Annotated in this window: 17 protein-coding genes; 5 read left to right on the top strand and 12 right to left on the bottom strand. The window is 71.2% G+C overall.

What is annotated here, in order from left to right; genetic code table 11:
- Positions 1-83: 83 nt before the first annotated feature.
- The 3 genes from ACIQ7M_RS18270 (at position 84) to ACIQ7M_RS18260 (ending at position 2054) form a co-directional block, all read left to right on the top strand.
- On the top strand, positions 84-824 hold the full coding sequence (locus ACIQ7M_RS18270) for a DUF4142 domain-containing protein (RefSeq protein ID WP_386976839.1): 741 nt from the start codon (positions 84-86) through the stop codon (positions 822-824).
- A 253-nt stretch (positions 825-1077) separates the two neighbouring features.
- Positions 1078-1326: a hypothetical protein gene (locus ACIQ7M_RS18265; protein WP_403645128.1), complete on the top strand. Its 249-nt coding sequence runs from the start codon at positions 1078-1080 to the stop codon at positions 1324-1326.
- 401 nt (positions 1327-1727) lie between these two features.
- Positions 1728-2054 (top strand): hypothetical protein, encoded by a 327-nt coding sequence (locus ACIQ7M_RS18260; protein ID WP_403645126.1) that lies wholly within the window; start codon positions 1728-1730, stop codon positions 2052-2054.
- 271 nt (positions 2055-2325) lie between these two features.
- On the opposite strand, the gene ACIQ7M_RS18255 is transcribed toward ACIQ7M_RS18260, so the two are convergent.
- From ACIQ7M_RS18255 to ACIQ7M_RS18220, 8 genes are all read right to left on the bottom strand, one after another.
- Positions 2326-4419: a hypothetical protein gene (locus ACIQ7M_RS18255; RefSeq protein ID WP_403645123.1), complete on the bottom strand. Its 2094-nt coding sequence runs from the start codon at positions 4417-4419 to the stop codon at positions 2326-2328.
- 244 nt (positions 4420-4663) lie between these two features.
- Positions 4664-5317, bottom strand: coding sequence for a nitroreductase family protein (locus tag ACIQ7M_RS18250; RefSeq protein ID WP_403645120.1), 654 nt, complete (start codon positions 5315-5317; stop codon positions 4664-4666).
- Positions 5314-6213 carry a hypothetical protein gene (locus ACIQ7M_RS18245; protein WP_403645117.1) on the bottom strand — a complete coding sequence of 300 codons (900 nt, stop codon included), beginning with the start codon at positions 6211-6213 and terminating at the stop codon, positions 5314-5316. Before ACIQ7M_RS18245 ends, ACIQ7M_RS18250 begins: the two co-directional genes overlap by 4 nt.
- 46 nt (positions 6214-6259) lie before the next feature.
- Positions 6260-7240: a ScbA/BarX family gamma-butyrolactone biosynthesis protein gene (locus ACIQ7M_RS18240; RefSeq protein ID WP_403645114.1), complete on the bottom strand. Its 981-nt coding sequence runs from the start codon at positions 7238-7240 to the stop codon at positions 6260-6262.
- 10 nt (positions 7241-7250) lie between these two features.
- Complete coding sequence (locus tag ACIQ7M_RS18235; protein WP_403645111.1) at positions 7251-8195, bottom strand: nucleoside-diphosphate kinase; 945 nt, start codon at positions 8193-8195, stop codon at positions 7251-7253.
- Entirely contained in the window at positions 8192-9298 is a 1107-nt protein-coding gene (locus tag ACIQ7M_RS18230) for an SDR family oxidoreductase (protein WP_403645109.1), read from the bottom strand. Before ACIQ7M_RS18230 ends, ACIQ7M_RS18235 begins: the two co-directional genes overlap by 4 nt.
- 320 nt (positions 9299-9618) lie before the next feature.
- On the bottom strand, positions 9619-11271 hold the full coding sequence (locus tag ACIQ7M_RS18225) for a hypothetical protein (RefSeq protein ID WP_403645107.1): 1653 nt from the start codon (positions 11269-11271) through the stop codon (positions 9619-9621).
- Positions 11268-14162, bottom strand: a complete 2895-nt coding sequence (locus ACIQ7M_RS18220; protein ID WP_403645104.1) for a phosphoenolpyruvate synthase — start codon at positions 14160-14162, stop codon at positions 11268-11270. Before ACIQ7M_RS18220 ends, ACIQ7M_RS18225 begins: the two co-directional genes overlap by 4 nt.
- A gap of 495 nt (positions 14163-14657) precedes the next feature.
- Here ACIQ7M_RS18220 and ACIQ7M_RS18215 point away from each other — a divergent pair, with 495 nt between their 5' ends.
- Positions 14658-16550 (top strand): arabinofuranosidase catalytic domain-containing protein, encoded by a 1893-nt coding sequence (locus tag ACIQ7M_RS18215; protein ID WP_403645102.1) that lies wholly within the window; start codon positions 14658-14660, stop codon positions 16548-16550.
- A 210-nt stretch (positions 16551-16760) separates the two neighbouring features.
- Positions 16761-17621: a ribonuclease BN gene (locus ACIQ7M_RS18210; RefSeq protein WP_389842652.1), complete on the top strand. Its 861-nt coding sequence runs from the start codon at positions 16761-16763 to the stop codon at positions 17619-17621.
- A gap of 39 nt (positions 17622-17660) precedes the next feature.
- Here ACIQ7M_RS18210 and ACIQ7M_RS18205 read toward each other — a convergent pair whose 3' ends face one another.
- The 4 genes from ACIQ7M_RS18205 to ACIQ7M_RS18190 form a co-directional block, all read right to left on the bottom strand.
- Complete coding sequence (locus ACIQ7M_RS18205) at positions 17661-18476, bottom strand: hypothetical protein (protein WP_403645098.1); 816 nt, start codon at positions 18474-18476, stop codon at positions 17661-17663.
- Between the two features lie 167 nt (positions 18477-18643).
- Positions 18644-20359, bottom strand: a complete 1716-nt coding sequence (locus ACIQ7M_RS18200; protein ID WP_403645095.1) for a hypothetical protein — start codon at positions 20357-20359, stop codon at positions 18644-18646.
- Positions 20360-20453: 94 nt separating this feature from the next.
- Positions 20454-21191: a YoaK family protein gene (locus ACIQ7M_RS18195; protein ID WP_403645092.1), complete on the bottom strand. Its 738-nt coding sequence runs from the start codon at positions 21189-21191 to the stop codon at positions 20454-20456.
- A 138-nt stretch (positions 21192-21329) separates the two neighbouring features.
- Positions 21330-22451: a PP2C family protein-serine/threonine phosphatase gene (locus ACIQ7M_RS18190; RefSeq protein ID WP_403645089.1), complete on the bottom strand. Its 1122-nt coding sequence runs from the start codon at positions 22449-22451 to the stop codon at positions 21330-21332.
- Between the last annotated feature and the right edge of the window lie 16 nt (positions 22452-22467).

The raw sequence follows: 22467 nt of genomic DNA, 5'->3' as shown, positions 1-22467 counted from the left end.
TCAGTTTTTACCCGGCGGAATGATCAACGGGGCCGTGGCATCCGTACCCCTGATGACATCTGATCGATACGTCAGGAGGCATCATGCCCGTCTCACGCAACTTGGCAGGAACGGTCTTCGTGGGCGGCGCGGTGACCCTGACTCTCGCCGCTCTGGTATACCCGACCATGCTCGGCTACCAGACCACGTCCAGCGCCCAGACCCGCGTCATCGAGGACACCCAGTGGGGCCCCCTCACCGAAGGGGACCGTGACTTCGTGGTCAAGGTGCGCGCGGCCGGGCTGTGGGAGTACCCCTTGGGCGAGATCGCGCTGAAGAAGGGCTCGACTCCGGCGATGCGGGAGGCCGGCAAGCACCTGATCGTGGGTCACGCCCGCCTGGACGAGCTGGACCGCAAGGTCGCCATCCAGCTCAACATCACCCTGCCCAACCAGGCGTCTCCGCAGCAGCAGCAGTTCGTGGCGACCTCCGCGGCCCTGAGCGGCAAGGAGTTCGACAGGACCGCCGCCAACATCCTGCGTGTCACGCACGGTTCCATCTTCTCGGTGATCGCCAAGGTGCGCGCCAACACCAACAACTCCCTGGTACGAGAGCTCGCGAACCTCGCGAACGACACGGTGCTCGACCACATCACCATGATGGAGAAGACCGGCACCATCGACTTCCCCGCGGTCCTCGCCCAGCAGAGCGCCCCGCCGACGCTCCCCAAGGACCAGCTCACGCCGCCCCCGCCGCAGCCGGGTGCCCCGATCGTCGTCCTGACGCCGCGCCCCGACCTCAACGTGAACACCAACAGCCCGACCCCCAGTCCGACGGTCGGCTGACCCAGGCACCGAACCCCGGTGCGGAGCAAGCGCCTTCGGCCGCCTCTCCGCGCCGGGCGACGAGGAGTCCTTCCGCCGTTTCCCGTGGTGAAGCCAACACGCAATGCATGGAAGGACGTTGAAGGTTCGGAGTGCGTCCGATGGTGCTTGGCTTCGGGCAAGATCGCACAGTCGGCAAGGGCGAAGTCGGGTTACCCGCGAGCTTCCAGGGAAAGACCTCGAGTGCATCTCAGTGGGTCGGAGGGGGCTGCTCATGAGCGATACATCACGGGCGCGGCAGGACAGGACAGAGCCGGTGCCGCCGCCCGCGCGCGGCTCCGATCGCTTCAGCGATGGTCCTCCTGATCCCCTCGCCTCGCTGCTGGCCAAGGTCAACAACGGAGAACACATCTCAACTCCCGGAGACAATGCGAACACCGAAGACCGAGACCCTCATGACGAGGAATGGCGGGAACATGATCGCCACGGCCCCCATGCGCAGGGGCGTCGCCGGAAGAACTGACGCCCAGGGCGGAGTCCCCGTCTGCGACAGCGTGAGCAGGGACTTGGCGTGAGGGCTACACGTGGGCGGGAGCAAGCTCACGCCGCGTCGGACGAGTACGAGATTCCACGGCCGGGTTCCCCGCACGATCTGGCACGCGTCTGGCATGGCCCCTTCGTCCCGAGCTCTCGGCTGAGAAGGCATTGCGGTTGTTTCGGCTGGTGAGGGGGTCGGGGTCGCCGGAAATCCGCTCGCGTCGGGCGAGGGTGGCCCCGTACAGGCTTGCCACGAATCCCGACACCCCTCTCTTCTGGTTGGCCGTCGCCTCCTGGGCTTCCTCGCTTCGCTTCTGAGTACGTGTACTCATGCGCGACATGCACCGGGCCGACATGCTGGGCCGCGGGCGATCGACGGACCGGCGAATGAGAACAGACAGGGTGCGTATGGCGCGCGGGGCCGAGCCGTACATCGGCGCGCAGGTGATGATCGGCGTACTGCTGCTCGCCGTCGACCTGGCGTACATCGCCGGGTTGTGGTTCGCCTACGGGTTCGCGGGATGGACCGACGATGGCGGCATCGCACCCGAGGCGCACATGTTCGCGTGGCGGACCACGTGGTACTTGGCCGGTGGTGCCGTGGTCACGGGCGGTGGTTTGCTGGTCTTGCGATGGCGCATCCCCGGCGCGGTGCAGCTCATCGTCCTGGGGATCGGAGCGCTCGAGTTCCACTCCCTCGCCGCACATCACTAGTGCGGCGCCCTGCACTTCGAATTGCAGGCATCCGGCAGAACAGCGATGTCACGCATACGGCTCGGAGGCATTGCCTTGGCCGCTCCCCGAGCGGGCCGGTCAAATGAACAGTGGCTTCCGTGCTCACCTCGGTGCTGGGCGGCACGATCTTCCGTGATGACGGCCACCTGGTTGTTCACGGAGAAGCAGCGGACGCCGGCGTCGGTCGGCACGACGGGCCAGGCGCCACTGCGTCTGGTGGGAGCGGCGGGGCCTGGGTCCGGTAGTGGGGTCAGTTGGGCGGGTGGATGAGTGTGCCGGAGTCGGCGTCGTTGATGTATCGGCCGGCCAGGTCGACGTAGTACGCGTCGGAGGGGTTGCCGTCCGAGAGGTCGGCGGGCCTGACGGTCGAGGACGTGGCGGTGCCGTCGGTGGAGACCGCTGCGGCGAAGTCGATCAACTCGCCGGGGTAGTTGTCGAGCAGGTAGGTGTTGACCTGCGCGCGGGCGGCTTCCTGGGCCGCGGTGCCGGGGTGGGAGACGGTGAACGGCGGGATGGTGGCGAGATAGACGGTGATGTTGGAGTTCTGGGTGACCGGCTGCTGGTTGATGTAGATCTGGCTGTCGTCGGTGTAGTACGAGTTCAGCCGGGTCTTGAGGGACGCCAGTCCGTTCTCCACTTCGGTGGCGCAGGTGTTGGCGTCGCCGGCGCAGTTCAGCAGGTCGTCGGCGCCGGTGGAGACGAGGACGGTGCGCACGTTGCCTTGGACCAGCACGTCGCGGTCCTGGGGGTTGGAAGCGCTGACCGGATTGGGGCTGTTGGTGATCTGCGGCAGCCGGCTGTTGTTGTCGGTGCCCGCGTTGAGCACGCCGTAGTTCGCGGAGCTGTCCCCGCCGGGGTCATTGACCAGGGCGTTGGTGATCGCATCGCTCAAGTGGTGCCGGCCGTCGTCGCTCGCTGTGTCCCCGTTGACGCTCTGGTCTCCGTAGAGGACCAGCGAGCCGGTGGGGTTTGAGGTGGAGGTGGTGACGTCGATGCCGGAGAGGTACGGCAGGCCGGTGTACGTGGTCTGCGTGTAGTGGGCGGCGGCTGTGTCACCGGTGCGGTTGGCGTGGTCACTGATCCAGACGGGAGTCCGGGCCACAGAGTGGCCGGGCATCGCGGGCGCCTCGCCGCGCACCTGCAAGCTGACCAGCAAGGTCGCTTGCTGTTGGACGGTCAGAGTGACTGGGTCGCTGGTGACGTCGCCGCCCGCCGGAATGGTGACGGAGGGCGAACCGTCGAAGGTCAGCACCACTGGTGGCGCGGCTGCGGTGGCGCCGGCCGCGGTGGTGTCCTGCAGGGCGACGGAGGCCGCGTGGAAGGTCACCGGCGTGGCACCCATCGCGTTGGACAGGTGGATGCGCGCTCCGCTTCCGCTGTCGGTGCCGATGCTGACGTGGGCCGGGATCCGTAGGGTCTGGCTGTTGACGGCCGCTGTACTGCCGTTGGACGACCGCACCTTGTCGGTGTCCTGGACCGAGGCCCAGGTGCCGACCCAGTGCTGGGCGCTGGAACCGCTGCCGGTGGCGGTCGTCGGCCGGATGCCCAGTCCGAGGATGTGCAGGGCGGGTTGGCCCGCCTGGACACCGCTGGTGAACTGGGGAAGGGAGATGCTGCTGATGGCCGAGCCGGGGCAGACCAGCGGGACGCTGATGGCATAGACCTTCGGGCCGGAGCTCGGGCTGGTCTGGGTGTTGTCGCTGTGGTTCTCGTGCGCCAGGGTGATCGAGGCCGCGGAGGACGGGCCGGAGAGCCAGTCCGGCACGGTGTCCAGGCCATAGTCCTGGTTGGTGGGGTCGCCGTCGGGGTTCAGGCAGTTGTTCTTGGCGTAGGTGATGGTGCCGGTGGCGCCCTTGGCTGCGGCGCCGGTGGCGAAGGCGAGGAAGACCACGGCGTCGCCGGTGTTGACCACGCCGCTGCCCGGCAGGGTGAGGGTCTGCCCGGAGGCCAGCATGTTGTCGTGGGTGCCGGTGCCGAACTTCGGCAGCGTGATGGTGGCGCCGTCGATGGTGACGGTTCTGCCGCTCTGCCAGCCCGCTGTCCTCGTCAGGTCGGCGGCGTTGAAGCTGTTGCCGGAGCCGTCGGCGTCGGCGGGGCTGGTCGTGGTGGTGAAGGTGCTGGTGGCGGTGTTGTTCAGGCAGCCGCTGGTGTCGTTGATCGCACAGGTCAGTTGGGCCGCCGACGAGGAGGGAGCATTGTGCGACGTAGTACGGGGAGCCTGGGCCGGGGTGCCGGATGCCGCGTGGGCCGACGCCGTGGTCGTCAGTGACCCGGCGGCCAGGGCCGCGGCCACGACGGTGACGGCGACGATCGGCCTCGACGCGGGACGTCTGGAGGCAGGCATGAGTAAGCGAAAGACGGACATGGACGTCGGGATCCTTCCCGGGGCACGAGCGGTCCCCCGGTGGGTCCGCGCCGCTGTGCATTCTGGGAGGGCGCTCTGCGCGCGGTCCATCGCAATTCGATCTCCAAGGTCTCACCTGTAGTCCGTTTTTGACTCATGTGGCTGGAGATGCACGCCGAGTTGGGTGATTCCTTTGTTCTTCCAGGGAAGATTCTTTGCGCTCTGCGTTCGGCTTCCAGGAGGGTCAGTTCGGGTGCGTGGGTTGCCAGCCGTTGTGGTGCAGGACCTGGTCCAGGGGTTGCCTCGGGCCCGGGTGGAAGGTCGTCCGGAGGGGGTGGGCCGTCGGGAGCAGGGCGCCCTGGCGGACCGTCGGCGGCAGGCCCAGCAGGTCGGCGACCTCTCGTTCACGGTCCAGGTGGACGGTCGTCCAGGCGGTGACCAGGCCGCGGCTGCGGGCAGCCAGGGCGTAGCTCCAGGCGGCCGGCAGCAGCGAACCCCACAGCCCGGCCTGGTTGCCCGTGGGCAGCCGTCCGCCGGGCACTTCGAGACACGGGATGACCAGGGCCGGTACCCGGTGCATCCGGTCGGCCAGTCTCCGGGCGCCGGTGAGGACCGAGCGCGAGGCCTCGGGCAGCTCCGACAGCCGGTCGAGCCCGGCCGCGTTGCGTTCGTAGAACGCGGTCCGGTACACCTCGGCGACCTTCGCCCGCACCCCGGGGTCGGTGAGCAGGATCCAGCGCCAGTTCTGCCGGTTGTTGCCGTTCGGTGCCTGCAGGGCGATACGCAGACAGTCCTCGACGAGGGCCGGTGACACGGCCCGGTCCAGGTCGAGGCCATGCCGCACCGACCGCGTGGTGGTCAGCAACTCCTCACAGGTGAGGGGGGGTTCGCCGGTCACGGCAGCAGCACCGCCAGGACGGTCAGCGCGAGATAGGTGAATACGACGAAGGCGATCGCGACGGGCAGCGGCCACGCGCCGCGCCCGGCGGCCAGGAACCGCCGGGTGCCGTGGGCGGGAAGGACGGCCGCCAGGCAGGGCAGCAGCGCGAGCGGACCGCGCGGGGCGAACAGCAGGATCTCGCAGACGACGGCACCGGCCGCGAACCCGGCCGTCACCGCCGCGGCACGCCCCGGACCGAGCTCGGCCGAGTACAGCCGGGCGCCCGGCGGCGCCTCCCAGGCGGTCTTGCGCGCGAACTCGAAGTGCAGGAAGACACAGGCGCACAGGGCGAGCAGCGCGGCGCCGCGCCAGTCGGCGGTGACGGTCCCCGCGGTGGCGAGGGACCCGTAGATGTAGACGCTGAGCAGGAGTTGGACCGGATAGGTGACCGCCAGGCCGAGCAGTGGCCGGTCGGCCACAGCGGGAAACAGCCGTTCCAGCAGGGCGAGGAACAGTCCGTATCCGAGGGCCGCGAGGATCAGCAGGGCGTCGGCCGCGGAGCGGGCCGCGTTCAGAGCGGTCACCAGCACGGTGATCACCACCATCGCACCGCGCAGTTCGCCCGCGGTGATCGCGCCGGTGACGAGCGGCCGGTCCGGGTGGTGCACACGGTCGTGGGCGAGGTCCTTCTGTTCGTCCAGCATCCGCAGGAACAGCAGGGCCAGTACGACGCTGACGACCCGGATCGCGGTGGCGCCGTCGGGTCGCCAGACCGTACCCGTGGCGGCCACCGCCGTGCCCTCCAGGGCGAGGACCCACAGCAGTCCGTACGTGACGTAGATCTGCGGCCGGAACATGCGCAGCACGAACCGGCCCAGTCGGGCGGGGACGTGTGGCGCTGCGAGGGTGGTCACTCCGGAGACCTTCCGGTCGGGTGGGTGTCGATTCTGTGGGCCGAACTCATGCGGCCCTGTGGGTGGTTGGCGCCGCGAAGTCACGCGCGGGTCCGGCATCCGCGTCGGCGAGCCTGATACGGGCCTCGGCGGCCAGGGTGCCGGGCTGGCGCAGGGTGCACGCGATGTCGGCGCCCGGCACGGCCGGAGCGGCCCGGCACTCCAGCGGCAGATCCATCTCGGCGAAACGGCGGAACCGCGCGGCCAGGGCGACCGGCATCGGGCTGGGCGTGCGAACCGTTCCGGCGGACACGCAGGCGCGCAGGGCGAGTTGGCGGAAGGCCTCCAGTTCCAGCATGCCCGGCACGTGGTCCACCCAGTGGTCGTAGAGGGTGGGGTGGTCGGTCTCGGCGAGCAGGCGTGCCGTGTGGGTGCCGTCCTCCTCGGCGCGCGGCGGGGAGATCACCGTGTTGGCCCGGGTGCGCCGGCCGACGAGTGCGGGATCGGCGTGGGGTCCACGCAGTGCGACGGGCACGGCCGGCAGCCCTAGCGCGCGCCGCTGCCCGGCCCGCAGCCTCGTCCAGTCCTCGGGCGGCATCCAGGAGTAGTCGATGCGGGCCAGCAGGGCCTGGCGGCCGCCGATGGCGAGGGCGAAGCGGAGCCGCAGACCCCGCACTCCGACCGGGGTGCGGTACCGCCTCTCGATCCGGGTGGCGACGACCGCCTCGGTGGGCCGGTCGCCCCGGGTGAGGGCGGCCGGGTCCGGCACCTCGAACTCGACTGCCCGGAGCAGGAATTTGTGCCCCAGCCGGACGCCGAGGTGGCGGTGGGCCACCACGAAGATGCCCTGCCGGCACGCCTCCAGGAGCAGGAAGGGGTCGAGCCGGTCGCCGGGGCCGAGGGTGTCGTCGTAGAAGGCGTGGCGGTGGGGGAAGCGTGCGGCCAGCAGCATCTCGTCCTCGCCACGGCGCTCGGCGTCGGTCAGGAAGACCTCCGCGACCGCGGAGCGGTGCACCAGTTCCTTCGGGAGTGTCCGGGTGAACTGCATGGGCCGCTCCTCACTTCGCGGTCGCGTGGACGATGTCCAGGTGGCGGCGCCAGGTGTCGGCGTCGGCTCCGTCCAGCACGGGTGCCCGGCCCGGCTGCCGCATGGGAAGCACCTTCGAGCCGACGATGACGGTGTCCCACGGGTCGAGGTCGATGCCCAGCCGCCAGGCGGTCTCCAGCAGGGTGCGCGGGGTGGCGGAGGAGTCGGCTTCCCGGTGCCGGGCCATGGTGTCGCGCAGCCGGGCGACTGCGGGGTCGAAGTCGAGGTCCCGGGGTTCCGTGGCGGCGTACAGCAGGGCGGCCGACTCCCGTGCGTGCGGGGTGCGGTCCTCGTCGGCGAGGGCGGAGCGGAACAGGCGGTCGCGCTCGGCCTCGTCGAAGTGGACGGCCAACTCGCGCAGCACGTCGGCGGGTTCGTCGGGGGTGTGCACCAGGTTCAGCAAGTAGCTGTAGCGGCCCAGGAGATGACGGAGCTGTCCGGGTCGGCGGGCGTCCGGGTCCGTGGGGCCCTTGAGCCGGGTGAGTTCGACCGAGGCGGGCACGTCCAGGTCGTGGACGGGCCGGACGAGGAGCACGAGGGCGTCGGCGTCCTCCAGGAAGAGTGCGGCCAGGCGCCTGCGGTAGGGGGTGGCGAGGTTCCACTGGAAGTACCAGAGGGAGCGGATCATGGTGCGGGTCAGCCGGGTGACGGCCGCGCCGACGATCCTGAAGCCCTGCCCGGCCAGCCAGTCCGCGGCCGCCTCCAGCCGGCGTGCCACGACGGCGTCGGGCTTGAGCAGCAGCAGCGCGTGCCGGTGGGCGAAGCCGGTGATGTCCTCGGTGAGGGCGGCGAGTTGGCCGTGGCTCTCCTGGTAGTAGGTGTCGGCGCCGTACAGCCGCCGCTTGTCGGGATGGCAGGTCAGCAGTGGCGAGACGGGTATGCCGTACGAGGGTTCGGCGAGGTGGGCGGTGGTCATCGGTTCGCGCTCCCGTCGGGTCGGGCGGCCGGCTCCCTGGGCGGGGGCGGGCCGAGATAGCCGGTGGCGAGGCAGTGGTCGAGGAGGCGGCGCAGGTAGGCGTGCGCGCCCGTCGCGGGCGGGCGGTGGCCGAAGGCTTCGGCCTGGGTGGTGTCGAAGCGGACGCGACGCCGGAAGTAGGGGGCGTACAGGGAGACGACCCGGTCGTAGTAGGGGCGTTCGCGGCCGGGCAGGGCCGTGGCGGAGAACGCGGACGGGGGGACGAACCGGGGCACGTGGAGGGACGGGTACTCGGCGAGGACGTCGGACATGTCCCGCAGGGTCAGCGCGTGGCCGACGGCGTGCAGGGTGCGCCCCTCGGCGTCCGGGAAACGGGTGGCGGCCTCGGTCACCAGGTCGGCGACCCGGTCGACCGGGACCAGGTCGAGGACGGCGTCCAGGTGGCCTGGCACGGTGCGCACCAGGCCCCTGGTCAGCACCCGCAGCACGGGGTAGATGGTCTTGAGGTCGCGGACCCGGCCGGTGCGGGTGGCGCCGGTGACGATGCTCGGGCGGACCACGGTGACCGGCAGGCCGTCCGCCGCCGCCTTGCGGACCAGGGTCTCGGCGGCCAGCTTGCTCTTCTCGTAGTCGTTTCCGGGGCGTTGACCGAGGTCGAGTTCGTCCTCGTACGCGGTGCCGTCGCGTTCGCCGCACACGTAGGCGGTGCCGACGTGGACCAAGGGGGTACGGGCCGCCAGGGCTTGGACCAGGACGTGCCGGGTGCCCTCGACGTTGACGCGCTCGTACCGGCCCGGTGGCAGTCCGAAGTCGGTGACGGCGGCGCAGTGGACGATCCGGTCGGCGGTGGCGGCGAGCCGCCGGTCGGCCCCGCTCAGCCCGAGACCGGGGTGGGTGATGTCACCGGTCATCCGGGTGAGGGTGCCCGGCCCCGGGTCGAGTTTTCTGCCGTTGTTGCGGACGAGGTCGCCGTTGCGGTGCAGCACGGCCAGGACGGTGTGGCCGGCGGCCGTGAGCCGGGCGGTCACCTCGGCGCCCACGAACCCGCTGGCGCCGGTCACCAGCACGGTCATCGGCTCGGACCCCGGGGTGCCGGACGCCATCGGGTGGGGCACCGCGAGGCCGGTTGCCCTGGGCTCGGACGCCCTCGCACGGGACGCCCGGGGCTCGGCCGCCCTCGCACGAGACGCCCGGGGCTCGGCCGCCCTCGCACGAGACGCCCGGGGCTCGGCCGCCTTCGCACGATCCGGCTTGGGCTCGGCCGCCTTCGCACGATCCGGCTTGGGTTCAACCGTCTTCACACGAGACGCTTTGGGTTCGCCCGCCTGCGAACGAGACGCCTTGGTTTCGGAGTTCATCGGATCGGACATCGGTGGATCCTCCGCACGGAACGTCGGGTGGGATGCTCGGGCGCTCGGCGCCGTCACCGGGCCTGATGGGGCTGGGCCCCGTTGCCGGCCAGCAGGTCGCGGGCCTCCTCGATGGGCAGCTCCGCGCCGAGGTGGGCGCCCATGCGCAGCCAGTCGTGGCCGAGTTGCAGCGTGGCCCGCCAGGTGTACGCGGAGTCGAACGAGAGCGGGAAGGAGTCGGCGCCCACGGCACCGCGTACCCGGGCGATGAAGCGGCGCAGTTCCGCCCGGAGGGCCTCGCCGTCGTCCGCCGAGTCCACGCCGCGCCCCAGCAGTTCGACGGCGTGCGCTCCGATCGGCACGGTGGCGGCGGGCAGCAGGTCCATACGGCGTACGAGATCGGCGTCCGCGGGCAGCGGATTGACGCCGTAGGCGCTGAACAGCCCCCGCAGCGCGGCGTGCACGGCTCGGCGCGCGGTGAGCTCGGCCACCCGGCGCTGACCGCGCCGCAGCGCTCCGGTCAGGTCCTCGACGGCGTTCTCGACCACGACGTTGGACCACACCAGGGCCATGGCGGCGGCGGCGAACCGGTCGGCGGGCAGGGGCATCAGGTCGACCGAGCGGGATCCGCCGACGGCCGCGCCGCGTACGGACAGCAGCGGCTGGGCGGTGGAGGGGGGCGGGGTCAGGGGCCCGGGCGGGGCGGCGAGCGGGAGCGCGGGGCTGACGGTTCCGGCGCCCTTCCAGGCGAGACGGACCAGCCCGTAGCGCAGGAACGCGGCGAGCAGCGGGCCGGGGTCGGTGACGCCGGTGGCGGCGCTGTCCGCCAGTACGCGGGGCAGCGGCCGGCCGAGGACGAGGGAGCGCCAGACGGCTCCGGCGTCGGCGCCGAGGGCGAACACGTCGCGTCGGCCGCGCACGACGTGGATCCGTTCGCCGGTCTGCCAGGTGGTCACCTGGGCGACGCGTTCGACGGTGAGTCGCTCGGGCCGCCGGGGGACCTTGGCGAGTCCGAGGTCCTCGGCGAAGTCGAGACAGGCGGTCAGGTGGGCCTGGGCGGCATCGGCGTCGCCGGGCCGGACGACGGCGGATTCCAGCTCCCAGTAGCGGTCGCGTACGTCCGCCCGTCCCGCCCGGTCGAGCTGCATGGACAGCCACTTGGGTTCGAGATAGGTCTCGCCGAGGCCGGCCGCCCAGGACTTGACGCTCTGCACGAGCGCGGCGCGGGTCCAGTCGACCGCCTCGTCGCCCTCGCCGAGGCACTGGAGGGCCGTCGCGTGCCGCAGGGACTGCCGAGCCCGGTGTGCCCACCAGTCGGCGGTGATCCGGCGGAACCGCTCGACGGGCAGCAGGGACTTCACCTCCTCGATGAGGGAGTGGCCGCGCAGCGGGTGACTGTGCAGGATCCGCTGGCAGCGGTTGAGGAGGTCCTCGGAGAGCCGGCCCGGCCGTCCGGCTCCTTGCTCCACCGCCGTGAGCTGGTCGGCGAGTTGGCGCACGGAGCGGGTGCGGATCTCCACCCGCCTCCCGTCGAGGAACAGTAGGGACGGCATGGTCGGCAGCTCGTCGTCGAAGCGGCTCACGAGCAGGAAGTCGATGTCGGAGGAGGGGTTGCCGAACCCTTCGGCTATGGAGCCTTCCAGGGTGACGGCCCATTCGGTGTCCGGGGGGAGTTCGGCGAGGGACTTGTCGAGCAGGTCCTGCAGCCGTTCCTCGGTCAGAATCACGGGTGGGTCTCCGTTCGGGGGCTGTCCGGGGCCGCGGCCGTGCCGACGTGGGTCCGGTCCTCGATGACGGCGGCCGTGCCGCCATGGGTCCGGTCCTCGTCCTCGATGACGGCGGCCGGGTCGGCATGGGGCGGGTCGGCGAGGACGGTGCCCGTGCGGTCGGACGGCGCGTCGGCGAGCACGATGACCGTCCCGGCGGCCCCGTCGACGCGCAGCCGTGCGCCGGTGCGGATCTCGGTGGTGGCGCCCTTGACCTGGACCACGGTCGGGATGTTCAACTCCCTTGCCACGACGGCCACATGGGTCAGCGGGCTGCCCCGTTCGATGACGAGGGCCGCGGCCGAGGACAGCGCGGTCACCCATCCCGGGTCGGTCCGGTAGGTGAGCAGGACGCCGCCGCCGACGTCGCGCGGGGTGTCCGTGACCACGGCGGGCCCTTCGGCGACGCCGGGGCAGCAGGGGACGCCGCTCAGTTCGCGGGCTCCGCTGGGGGTGGCCGGGCCGCCGCCCCAGCCGGCCCTTTCGAGGTTTCCCCACCAGTACGGCGCGCCGCGGGTGGTGAAGCGGGACGGGGCGTGCAGCGCGCTGTCGGCGGCCTGTTGACGGCGGCGCAACACGACGAGGTCCCGCAGTTCGGTGTGGGCGATCATGCCTTCGTACGCGCCCTGGATCTCTTCCAGGCGCAGGAAGAAGACGTCGTCCCAGGTGTCGATGGCACCGGCCCGCGCCAGATCGCGGCCGAGGGCGCGCAGCATGCGCTTGGCCGCTCCGAAGGCGCGGGTGCGGCAGAACCTGAGCCGTTCCCGGTCGGCGAGCGCGGTCCGGGCCTTGCCCCGTACCCGTTCGTACACCAGGCGCCGCGGACGGCTCAGGTGCTCGTCGAGGTAGGCGTCGGCCTCGCCGCCCCGGTCCGGCGCGCCCCCGCCCCCAACCTCGCCGTCGCCGGGCTCCGGCAGGACGTCGCGCAGCAGGGTGAAGACGCCCGCCGGGTTCTCCCGCAGGTCGGGGACCTCCAGCTTGAGTTCGTCGGGGCTGCGGTAGCCGTAGTCGGCGATGTACGCGTCGACGGACCGCAGGAAGCCGGTGTACCCGGCGTCGAGCAGCGCCTGGCGCGCCTCGGGGTCGGGAGTGCGTTCCAGCAGGGCCAGGATCCCGGCGTCGGCACGCGCCTGGGCCGCCAACTCGCGCAGGGCCCATACCGGTTCGGCGGACTCGACCGCGCCGCCCGGGGCCGCCGCGGCCCAGGTGAACCACTCGGGCGCCTCGGGCAGCCATCTGCGGGTGAGCAGGGCGAGAAGGCCGACGGAAAGCAGGATCGTCGCGTCGAGGGTCTGCATCGGGCCCCATTTTTCGATGAGTTCCCGCTGGAGCCGCCGGAATCGGCGGTAGGTCTCGTCCCCCGGCAATGCGTCGTAGTCGACGTTGTTGAAAACCGTGTACGCGCGATAGAAATCTCGATGAAACGTGTCGACGGATTTTCGGATGGTGAGAAATCTTCCGGCAAAGATGACCGTACGTGTCAGACGCGCGACCTGACCGCGCAGTCCGGGCCGGGGCGTGAACGGATGGAGCGTGTCGGCGAGTTCGTCGGAAATACTCTCGGCGACCCCCAGGGATTTCTCCAGGACGCGCCGGTTGAGCGGGTACAGCGGCGCGAGACGCACCATGCGGTACCAGTGGAAGAGGTTGTAGTAGACCCGTCCGTGGACATGGCCGAGGAGGTACGGGGTCCACTCCCGCACCTCGCGCAGCCGCTCCCCGCGCACTCCCAGGGCGCGGGCGTAGCTGTCGTATACCTTCGCGTAGGTGTCCGCGGCGAAGCTGAAGGTGAGCGGGGAGACGACACCGCTGAAGCTCTCGATGATGTTGGAGTTGTCCCAGAGCCGCACGTTCTGCTCGGGCTCCGCCGAGGCGCCGGCGGCCGGGGCGAGGGTCGTGACGGGCCGGCTCTGGAGGATCCACAGGGCGTCGTCGTCGATGGCCCACTCGATGTCCTGAGGGGCGTCGTACCGGGCGGTGACGCGCCGCCCGGCCGCGTGCAGGCGGGCCAGTTGGGCGGCTGTCAGCGCGGGTCGGTCGCGGTCCTCGTCGGCGACGGGTGACACCTGGCAGCCGGGGCCGGATCCGGCGTCGTAGCGCTCCTGTTTGTCACCGATGACCGTGGTCAGCGGCTCGCCGGTGACGGCGTCCAGGACGACGGTGTCGGCGTCGACGGCGCCCGAGACCAGCCCCTCCCCCAGTCCGTGGACGGCGCTGACGACGTACCGGTCGGCGCGTCCGCTCGCCGGGTCGGCGGTGAACAGCACGCCGCTCAGTTCCGCGGCCACCATGCGCTGCACGATGACGGCGACGCCGCCGGTGTCGATCGCCAGCCCGTGCCGCGCGCGGTAGCGCAGGGAGCGTTCGCAGAAGGCCGAGGCCCAGCAGCGGCGGACGTGGGCGACGACCTCGTCGAGGCCGCGGACGTTGAGGAAACTGTCGAACTGGCCGGCGAACGAGTGGCGCGCGCCGTCCTCCTGGGCGCCGGACGACCGCACGGCCACCGCACCGCCGCCGGCCAGACCGTAGGCCAGTCCGATGGCATCGGTGAGGCGGTCGTCGAGCGGCGCGGCCTCGATCAGGCCGGCGATCTCGGCGGCGATCCGGCCCGCCTTCGGCTCCCAGCCGTCGACGAGCAGCCGTTTCAGATGCCCGTCAAGACCGCTGCCGCGGCTGAATTCGGCGAATACGTCGAGGCCGATGATCGACCAGCGCGGTACTTGAAATCCGGACGCGGTCAGCGTGTGCAGGTTCTTCCCTTTTCCGCCGGCCCATTCGGTGATAAGGGATGCGTCGCTGGACGATGTGAGGACGTGCGGGGACCGGTGTTCGGATCCCGTGGTGGGCGACAATGCGTTTCCCCTCCGAGGGTGGTGCTCGACCTCGCTCGAATGTTGCACAGCAGGGCCGGTCGAAAAAACTCCGGCGGCCCGCCACCGGCGTTTTTCGGTCGTCGTATCCCTTTCAAATTCTGATCACGCGCCACTGTCCAGGAGGAACGCCGGAGACTCGGTGGGAAACGGGATGATCCAGCCGAAGTGGGTCGAGCACGCTCCTGCGGTCAGCCACCGCGTGATGGCGATACGCGGCAGTACCACCGCGTACGTCCCCGCCACAGCCGTCCCGGCCACCCTGGGAAGCGGCGCCCCGAGCAGACCACCCCAGGAAGCGACGGGTACCACAAAGCCACAGGTTCGGACACGCATCGAGGGCCGAGCAGAAAGGAAAGCAACAAATATTGACGCAATCGACCAGCGCTTGTAACTTCCGTCTCAGTCGCCAGGCAGCCCTGAACTCGGCTGTCCCGAGGGCGAGTTGTAGCTCCACCCTCCACTCCGGGAGCACACATGCGCAGAAGAAGATCTGCCTCCTCGCGTCTCTTCCCCTCCCCCACGGCTGGTGCGTTACCCCGGCTGCGCCACGCCCTGCTGTCCGTCGGAGCCGTCCTCGGCCTCCTGGTGACCGTCCTCGTCGGCATGCCCGGCATCGCTCAGGCCGCGGGTTCCCAGCCCTGCGACATCTACGCCGCCGCGGGCACCCCGTGCGTCGCCGCCCACAGCTCCACACGCGCGCTGTTCTCGGCGTACAACGGCCCGCTCTATCAGGTCACCCGCGTCTCCGACGGCGCGACCGCCGACATCGGGCTGCTGGCGGCCGGCGGCTACGCGAACGCCGCCCAGCAGGACGGCTTCTGCGCGAACACGACGTGCAGCATCTCGAAGGTGTACGACCAGACGTCCCGTCACAACGACCTGTTCCCCGGTCCCGCGGGCACGGCCGGAATGGGTGCCGACCGGGGTGCGGACGCCGGTGAACTGTCCGTCACGGCGGGCGGTCACAAGGTCTACGGCATCTGGATCTCTCCCGGGGTCGGCTACCGCTCGCACGGCGCCGCGTCCGGCACCGCGGTCAACGGCCAGGCCGAAGGCGCCTACATGGTCGCCAGCGGCACCCATGTCGGCTCCGCCTGCTGCTTCGACTACGGCAACGCCGAGGCCACACCGGCCGACACCGGCAACGGCCACATGGACGCCGTGTCCATCGCCACCACCTGCTACTTCGCGCCGTGCAGCGGATCCGGACCGTGGATCGAGGCCGACCTGGAGAACGGCATGTTCCAGGGCGACAACGGCTCCAACACCGCGAACAAGGGCAATAGCAGCACGTACGTCACCGCCGTCCTCAAGAACAACGGCCAGACCACCTACGCGCTGAAGGGAGGCAACTCGCAGTCAGGGGGCCTGACCACCTGGTGGGACGGGGCGCTGCCCTCACGCGGCGGCTACCGGCCCATGCAGCAGGAGGGCGGCATCATCCTGGGCACGGGCGGCGACAACAGCAACTGGAACATGGGCACGTTCTTCGAGGGTGTCATGGTCTCCGGCTATCCGACCGACGCCGCCGAGAACGCCGTCCAGGCGAACATCGTCTCCGTGGGCTACGCGGGCCAGACCAACGTCCCCAACGGTCCGCAGGGCACCATCGGCGGCCCCGGCGGTCAGTGCGTCGACGTCGCTGCGGACGACACCGGGGTGAACGGCACCGCCGTACAGCTCTGGAACTGCCAGTCGTACGCCGAGGACCAGTTCTGGACGCACAACGCCAACGGCTCGCTCGGCACCATCGGACGCTGCCTGGACATCGTCGGCAACGGCACCGCCAACGGCACCCAGGTCGAACTGTGGGACTGCAACGGGGTCGGAGGTCAGAAGTGGGTGCAGCGCGCCGACGGTTCGCTCTTCAACCCGCAGTCCGGCCGCTGCCTCGACTCGCCGAACGGCGCCACGGCCAACGGCACCCGGCTGCGGATCTGGGACTGCAACGGCTCCGCTGCCCAGAGGTTCGCGGTCAACGCGGGCGCGCCCGTCATCGGGCCCGGTGGCACCTGCGCCGACGTGGCCGGTGACGACAACGGCTCCAACGCGACCGCCGTGCAGCTCTGGAACTGCCAGTCCTACGCGGTCGACCAGCACTGGTTCCACGGCTCGGACGGCCGGCTGCACACGCTGGGCCGCTGCCTCGACATCGTCGGCAACGGCACCGCCAACGGCACCCAGGTCGAACTGTGGGACTGCAACGGAGCCGGAGGTCAGGTCTGGCAGCAACAGGCCGACGGCTCCCTGCTCAACCCGCAGTCCGGCCGCTGCCTCGACTCCCCCAACGGCGCCACGGCCAACGGCACCCGGCTCCAGATCTGGGACTGCAACGGAGCCGCCGCCCAGAAGTTCGCCCTGGGCTGACCCCTCCGCACCACCCATCGGCCCGGCCGGACCCGACGTCCGGCCGGGCCCACCCGTCCCGAGGAACGGATGGCTCGCCCCGTACAGGGTCACAGGTGGCCCGCCCCTGACCGTGTCCCGTGGCGTCCCGTCACGTCCGGCCGAGGCGGACCGCGTGTCGGCCGACCGTGACGCTGTCGGCGCCGCCGCCGTCTGTGGTAATCGATCTGCATGCCCAAAAAGGCTCCACCGGACGCCGACGACCAGGACCGGCCGCCCACCGCGCGGTCACGGATGCGTGCGGCGCTGCGCGACTCCCCGGCCGGCCGGGGATGGCGGCACGGCAAGGCCATCGAACTGGGACAGAGGTCTCTCGGCTTCGCGGCCCTCGGCTTCCTCACCCTGGTGCCGCTCCTGATCGTCGTCTCCGCAGCCGATCCGGAGCACGGGCGGGGGTTCGCCGAGTGGCTGGGCGACGGCCTCGGCGTGTCGAGCGCCGCCCGCGACGAGGTCGCGCGGCTGTTCGCCGGGCCCGCGCAGGTACGGCAGACCACGACGGCCTTCGGTCTCGCCGCGCTCGCCGTCTTCGGCCTGAGCTTCGGCGCGGCGGTGCAGACCGGCTACGAGAAGATCTGGGACCTGTCCGCGGCCCGCTGGCACGCGAGATGGCGCCAGGTCCTCTGGCTGGCCGTGCTCATCGGATCGATCTACGTGACCGCGACGACCACGCTGTGGCGCCACTCGGCCGCCGGAACCGTGGCCGCGGCTCTGAGCGCCGTCCTGTTCTTCTGGTGGTCGCAGTGGATGCTGCTCGGCGGCAGGATCGCCGCCTGGGCCCTGCTGCCCGGCGCGGTGCTGACGGCTCTCGGCCTGCTGGGGCTCCGGATGTTCTCGCGCCTCGTCTTCTCGCCCCTGATCGCCTCCAGCACCGTCTCCTACGGCCCCTTCGGCACCGTCCTCGTCGTCCAGTCCTGGCTGGTGGGTGTCGGCGTCGTCGTCTTCGGCGGGGCGCTGCTGGGACGGCTGGCGCACGAGGAGATCACCACCGCCACGGAGACCCTCCTGCGCCGGGCCCGGCAGCGCGGGCGGTGAGTCCGGGCGACCGCTCCTCGGACTCCGGCCCCCGCCGGGTCAGTTGGGCGCGCCGGCCGGAACGGTGACCTCCTTGCCCGGCGGGGGTGTCGCGGACGGCTCACGGTCCCAGCGCAGGACGAGGATCGTGGCCGGGACCGCGACCAGGGCCCAGATGACCACGGTCATGATCACAGCCGTCCAGGTGTCCCAGAAATGCCCGGCACAGATGGCCGCGACGAACGGCACGGCCATCACGCCGAGAGGCGCCGCCTTGGCGAACGGGACCCGGGGCACGACGGGGCGGCCGGTCGCGAGGGAGCGGGCTCGGCGGGCGCTGCCGAAAGCGGCGATGAAAGCCAGGGCCGCCGACCAGACGACGACCAAGGCGGCCCCGATGAAGGTGATGGGGCCGTCGTCGGGCAGTCCGTCGAGCCGCTCGCGCACTCCGCCCTGGCTGACGGAGACCACGTCGTTCCGCCATGTGGTGACGTCCACCCGCTCCCCCGGCCGGACGAGTTCGGAGAGGTCGCCGTGCGCGTCGAGGTCGATGGACTGATCGGCGGGGGCGGGAACCGGCGGCCGCAGCCATACGCGGAAGGCCTTCGACTTGCCGCTCTTGACCGTCCTGGCGGAGAGGACCGTGCCGCGGATCGTGCGCAGGCAGCTCGTACCGTCGTCCCGCACCCCGGCTTCACCCGCGCACGGCCGGGCATCGCGGAAAGCCGTCTCCGTGGCGACCTTTCCGGGGACGTAGAGGCTCGGCCCCACCGCCACCACCGACAGCACCAGTCCGAGCAGGGTCCACGCTGCCGCGTGCCACCACTCCTGCCGGATCCGTGCCGAGAGCCAACGGTCCGTCGTCTGCGCAGCCACTGCTGTCTCCTTCGTTCCGGAGCATTAGGTCACACGCGTCCGGTCGACCGACACGGCAGGTCCCGGAAGCGTCGGCCCCGGGCTGAACTGCCGGTTTCCGGCAAGATCGCGGGGGCGGGCGGGGCCGGACCCGCCCGGCGGCGGCCGTGGCCCGACCGGCTCCCCGATCAGCCGGAGTTGTAGCCCCAGCGCGCGTGGCCGTCCCTGCCCATGAAGCACTTCGCGGGGCGCCCGTCGGCCGTGGTCGCGGTGGCACCCACGGGAGAGCAGTACTGCCCGAACCCGATGCCGAAGCCGCCGCCCGAGCCGCCGGTGCTTCCGCTCGAGGTGCCGGAGGAACCGCCGGAGGTGCCGGGGGAACCACCCGTGGAACCACCGCTGCCGCTGCCTCCTCCTGACGCTCCGCCCACCGTGGTGGAACCGCTCGTGCCCCCGGTGCGCGGCTTCGGCTCGGGTTTCGACTTGGCCTTCGGCTTGGGTTCGGGAGTGGGCTTCGGCTTCGGACTGGGCTTCGGGCTGGGCTCGGCGCAGGAGTCGCCCGGCCCGATCAGCCACAGGTCGGCCCGCGTCGACAGCATGACCTCGCGGTCGGGTTCCGGCTGCTGCCGGCACACCCTCCAGTCCTCCAGGTCCCGGGTACTGGCGCCGAGCCGGCCACCCGTGTGCGCGTGCCGGACGGCGGTGTACGTGAACCCGAGGTCGTCCAGGGCATCCGAGGCAGCGCCGTAACTCTCCCCCCGGAGGTCCGGCATGACCACGCGTCGGGGGGCGAGGAGGCTGTTGGGGCACGCCTCCTTCTCGGGGACCGCGTAGAGCGTCAGAGCGCGGACGGCCGGGCGGACCTCTTGCTTTCGAGAGGGCGTCTGGAAGCAGACCTTCCAGCCGGGCTCCGAGCCCTTCACCGGCCGGAAGGACGAGGAGGCGTCGGCCGTCGTCACCGACATCCAGGACTGGCGTCGTGCGTCCGCGACGGCCGTGGTGAGGGCCGTTCCCTTGAAGTCCCGCACCACCACGGCGCGGTCGGCGCGGGCGGGAGCCGACGAGTCGTGTCCCACACCCCAGACGGCGACGAGCATCGTGGCCGCGAGCATGCAAGCGAGGACGGGGCGTCTGTGCGCCCACTCCAGCACACGCGCTCCGCCGCGCGGGCGGGCGAAGGAGCCGGCGGGCAGGGGTTCACCCCTCGCCGCGAGGAGTTCTCCCTTGGGATCGAGCCGGGACCCGTGAAGACCGTACCCCTTGCCGTCGGTGACGATCACGGTGGAGTCGAGGGTGCCGTGCCCGCGGCGCACGATGGACACGGGTTCGGCCACCCGAGTCGCCTTGGGGGATATGAGACCGCGGAGAAGGACGAGTCCGTTGTCGGTGAGCGCAGCATAGCCCGAGCCGCAGTGGTAGAGGGCCCGGACGGATTCGCCCGGTCCGAGTTCCGCGAGGAGCACCTTCCTGTGGTCGTCGGGCAGCGACAGCTTCTCTCCGGCGACGACCGCGGCCAGGCGAGGATCGTCGGCGGGGGAACCGGGTGTCGCGCGGTCGATCCCCTGCACGAAGGCACCGGACGCGTCGATCCGCGACCCCCACACGGTGATCCGTCGTCCCTTCACGGCCAGGTCCACGCGCGACGCGGCCCCGTAGGCGGGGCGCAGAACCACCAGGGGCCTCGCGATCCGCGAAGGCTCCTCTCCGCTCAGCAGGATCAGCGCGCGATCGGTGAGAGCGGCGTACCCCAGCCCCTGGTGGTAGAGGGCCAGCACCGACTCCCCGGGCCGAAGCGTACGGAGCAGTGCCTCCGCCTTGGGGAGGGGCAGGGCGACTTCGCGGGCGGCCACCTCGGCGGTGCGCGGGTCGTCACGCAGCCGACGCTGCGCGGGGGTTGGGGACATAGGCGGAGAATAGCCGCTGTCGATCTTCGACAGAAACGCCGCCCCCTGAACCGATACACGGCCGTGACCTGCAAAGATGTCGTACGGGAAGCGGTCAGCCGATCAGTTCCGGCGTGAGCCGGTGATACCGCACCAGGATCACGTTGAGCGCCGCGATGATCAGGACCGCGGCGGCGATGGCGAGCAACGCACGACCCGTCCCCCACGGCGTGATGAGCGTGCCGAGGGCGCCGCCCGCGAAGATGCCGACGACGGTGGCGACGAGCCGAGGACGGATCGTGTGCCGTTCCGAGGTCGCGGGGACGGCTCCGGAGAGGCCGTGGATGAGACGGACCAGGGACACCTGGACCAGCAGGGTCGGCATGCCGGGAACAGCGGCACGCAGTGCGGTGTCGGCGCGCAGGCCCATGGCGAAGCCGACGATGGCGATGACCAGGTTGTCCGGGTGATCGGTGAGTGAGCCGGAACCGTGCCGCCACAGCGCTGTCGCACCGGCGAGCGCCAGCAGTGCCCCCTCGACCGCCAGCGCGGCCGCGAACCAGTGCCGGTGGTGTGCGACGAGACCCTTGGTGGCCAGGGCCCCGGCCAGGGCACCGAGGACGAACGCGCCCAGAGCGATGGCGGGGCGGGCCACCGGCACCTGTCCCTCTCCGGCGACGGCGAAAGACAGGAAGAGCACGTTTCCCGTGGCCAGGGCGGTGAACACGTGCCCCATGGTCAGGAAGCTGACCGCGTCCGCGGCGCCCGCCAGGACGGTGAGGGTCGCCATGACGACGGTCCGTTGGCGTTCACGTTGTTCGGCGGACGGTCGCGGTGCGGATTCTTCACTCATCCGGACAGTCTCGGCAACGGCGACTTCACAGCCGCAGTCCCCGGGCCGACACGCACCGACCGTGCCGCCAATGGACGGCGCGCCGGGGCCCGGCGGACGCCAGAGCCGGCGGAACCCGCGCCCACCGGAGCGTGGGGATCAAAGTGCCAGGCGGCGGATCGCGACGACGGCCGCGTCGTCGTCGAGGTGGCCGTGGACGTGGGCCAGCAGGTCGCCCCGGAGGTGGCGCAGCAGTACGTCCGGGTCGTCCTTCGTCCACTGCGGCGCCCGTTCGGTGAAGGGGTAGAAGACTCCGTCGGCGTCACGGGCTTCGATGACGCCGTCCGTGTAGAGCAGCAGGAGGTCGCCGACCTCGAAGGGGAAGGTCTGGACGTCGTAGGCGGCGATGCCGAAGGCCCCGCCGAATCCGATCGGGAGGTGGCTCGCCTCGGCCGTGAGGGGGGTGAGGTCATGTCCGCGAAGGAGGAGCGGGGGCGGGTGGCCGCAGGTGATGAGGTGAACGACCGGTTCGTGGTCGGGGATGTCGAGCAGCGTCACGGTGGCGAAGTCCTCGTTGGTGTCCTGCTCCGCCGGTGACCGCCACTGGCTGGTGTCCCAGCGGAACGCGGCGTCCAGATGGACGGCCAGGCGAGGGAGGGTGGCCTGCCGATGGGCGGCCGCGCGGAAGGCGCCGAGGAGCAGGGCGGCGTTGTTGATCGCGGCCAGGCCGTTACCGCGTACATCACCGATCAGGAGCCGGGTGCTGTCGTGGACGGTCCGTGCCGCCGCGTACAGGTCTCCGCCCAGGTCCGCCTCTTCCTCGGCGGGGATGTACAGGCCGGCGATCCGCAGTGGACCGGCATGTGTGGGCAATGGCCGCAGCAACACGCTCTGCGCCGCCTCGGCCACCGACCGCACTCGGTGCAACTGCCTCTCGCTGCGGTCCTGCACCACGCAGATGGCGACGCAGACGACGGAGACGATGATCAGGGCGGCGATCTGGGCCATGATGTTGGCGGTGGACAGGACCCCTCTGATAGCGCCGATCAGCACCTGGGCCACCACCGCGAGAGCTCCCATCAGCGCCGTGACGCGGGCCCCGGCGAACGCCACCGTGATCGCGGGCGCCGCCACCAGGAGCGGACCGAGGTGGATGTGCGGCGGAGACAGCACGTCCACCACACAGACCGCGACGATCAGCCCCACTGGGATCACGACCAGTGCGGGCGCGTGACCCGGCCGCCAGGAACGCCGCAAGTCCAGCCGTGGTCGAAGGGCCATGCCGCAAGCCTTCCAC

The organism is Streptomyces sp. NPDC096324 (assembly GCF_044763015.1).
Classification (GTDB): domain Bacteria; phylum Actinomycetota; class Actinomycetes; order Streptomycetales; family Streptomycetaceae; genus Streptomyces.
Note: the sequence above shows the minus strand (reverse complement) of the source record. Positions and strands in the feature narration are given on the sequence as shown.

Bases quoted from the DNA above. Each gene is read 5' to 3' on its own strand.
- ACIQ7M_RS18270 (WP_386976839.1), top strand. From the start codon at position 84: ATGCCCGTCTCACGCAACTTGGCAGGAACGGTCTTCGTGGGCGGCGCG.
- ACIQ7M_RS18265 (WP_403645128.1), top strand. From the start codon at position 1,078: ATGAGCGATACATCACGGGCGCGGCAGGACAGGACAGAGCCGGTGCCG.
- ACIQ7M_RS18260 (WP_403645126.1), top strand. From the start codon at position 1,728: ATGAGAACAGACAGGGTGCGTATGGCGCGCGGGGCCGAGCCGTACATC.
- ACIQ7M_RS18255 (WP_403645123.1), bottom strand. From the start codon at position 4,419: ATGCCTGCCTCCAGACGTCCCGCGTCGAGGCCGATCGTCGCCGTCACC.
- ACIQ7M_RS18240 (WP_403645114.1), bottom strand. From the start codon at position 7,240: ATGCAGTTCACCCGGACACTCCCGAAGGAACTGGTGCACCGCTCCGCG.
- ACIQ7M_RS18235 (WP_403645111.1), bottom strand. From the start codon at position 8,195: ATGACCACCGCCCACCTCGCCGAACCCTCGTACGGCATACCCGTCTCG.
- ACIQ7M_RS18230 (WP_403645109.1), bottom strand. From the start codon at position 9,298: ATGGCGTCCGGCACCCCGGGGTCCGAGCCGATGACCGTGCTGGTGACC.
- ACIQ7M_RS18215 (WP_403645102.1), top strand. From the start codon at position 14,658: ATGCGCAGAAGAAGATCTGCCTCCTCGCGTCTCTTCCCCTCCCCCACG.
- ACIQ7M_RS18210 (WP_389842652.1), top strand. From the start codon at position 16,761: ATGCCCAAAAAGGCTCCACCGGACGCCGACGACCAGGACCGGCCGCCC.
- ACIQ7M_RS18200 (WP_403645095.1), bottom strand. From the start codon at position 20,359: ATGTCCCCAACCCCCGCGCAGCGTCGGCTGCGTGACGACCCGCGCACC.
- ACIQ7M_RS18195 (WP_403645092.1), bottom strand. From the start codon at position 21,191: ATGAGTGAAGAATCCGCACCGCGACCGTCCGCCGAACAACGTGAACGC.
- ACIQ7M_RS18190 (WP_403645089.1), bottom strand. From the start codon at position 22,451: ATGGCCCTTCGACCACGGCTGGACTTGCGGCGTTCCTGGCGGCCGGGT.